Source organism: Domibacillus robiginosus (assembly GCF_000966195.1).
Classification (GTDB): Bacteria; Bacillota; Bacilli; order Bacillales; family Domibacillaceae; genus Domibacillus; species Domibacillus robiginosus.
On sequence record NZ_LAHL01000084.1, the window covers coordinates 1 to 1,423 of the forward strand.

The window sequence follows — 1,423 nt, forward strand, 5'->3', positions numbered from 1 at the left end:
CGCCTGCATAGACAATTTTTTAAGCCCCCTTAGGGTTGTCCATCGCATGCCATGCTTTTCTTTCGCATCGGCAAAGACACGTTCAATCGTCTCCTTGCGTCGCGCATAGATTTCTTTTACATCCGAAGTATGACGAAGATGTTCCGCTTCTTCCACGCAATTTTCCCAAAGGTGGCGCTGAATCAGCTTTTGGTGATTCTGGCTTTGCGTACACTGTGCGAGCAGCGTACAGCCCGCACATACCCGTGGATCAGACTTGTACTGGCGGTATCCTTCCTTGGTAGTTGTTGTGTAGCGTAATATCTCTCCTTGCGGACAGATATAGCAGTTATAGTATTCATCATAAGCGTATTCGCTCTTTCTCATGAAGCCTTCTTTTGTTTTCGGACGCGTATACGGAAGGGCAGGCAGGATGCCCTGCTCGAAAAGAAAATTCGTAATTGCCGGTGTCTTGTAGGCAGCGTCCGCTGCAACAGCAAACGGCTTTTTAATTTTTTCCATAATGCTTTCCACCAATGGCTGAAGGATGTGACTGTCATGAACATTTCCAGGCGTCACGATTGTACTCAATACAAAACCTTTTTGATCAGTCGCCGCATGAAAGGAGTAGGCAAACTGCTTCGTGCGTTCGTCTTTCACATAGTATCCACTTTCGGGGTCTGTCGTGCTCTGCTTGATTTCCTTGGTTTCCTGTTTTTCAAATTTATCTGGCGGAAATGGCTTCTTTCCCTGGTCAATCCGGTCCTGGTTTAGCTCCTCTTGGAGCCTTGCCTCGTAGGCGCGTGTCTCCTTGCGTACCACTTTCTTTTCAAATTTGCGCTTATTCGCGCTTGCCTTCACATGAGTAGAGTCAACAAAGACATGGTCGGCACTGAGCAATTCCTGGTCCGCAATTTCTTTCAAGATGCGGTAGAAAATCTGCTCAAAGACATCCGTATCCTTGAAGCGACGCTCATAGTTCTTGCCGAAGGTAGAGAAATGGGGAACCTCTGTGTAGAAACCAAACCCGAGAAACCATCGGTATGCCACATTCGTTTCAATTTCCTTGATTGTCTGGCGCATGGAGCGGATGCCAAACACATACTGAATAAAGGTCATCTTAAACAGAACAACCGGGTCTATACTTGGACGTCCAAACTTCGAATATAGATCTTCAACCAATGGATAAATGAAGGAGAAATCAATCGCCGCTTCTAACTTCCGCACAAGATGGTCCTGCGGCACCAGCTGGTCCAGTGCAATCACTTCTAGTTGGTCTCGTTCTGTCTGGTTGTTTCTCGTCATCATTTTCCATCACCTCAGCCAAAATATCTTATTTCTATTGTAAAAAACAAAAAGACTGCAGGCAAACTCGAATTTCTTCGAGTTTGTCTACAGTCTGACCGGCGGAAATTTCCGCCGGTTTTTTTATTCTATTGAAATA

1 protein-coding gene is annotated in these 1,423 nt (G+C 45.8%); it reads right to left on the bottom strand.

Annotation, left to right across the window (positions count from 1 at the left end):
- A partial coding sequence (locus tag VP97_RS22600) for an IS1182 family transposase (RefSeq protein WP_050184445.1) occupies nucleotides 1–1,287 on the bottom strand: 1,287 nt, incomplete at its 3' end.
- Nucleotides 1,288–1,423 lie beyond the last annotated feature (136 nt).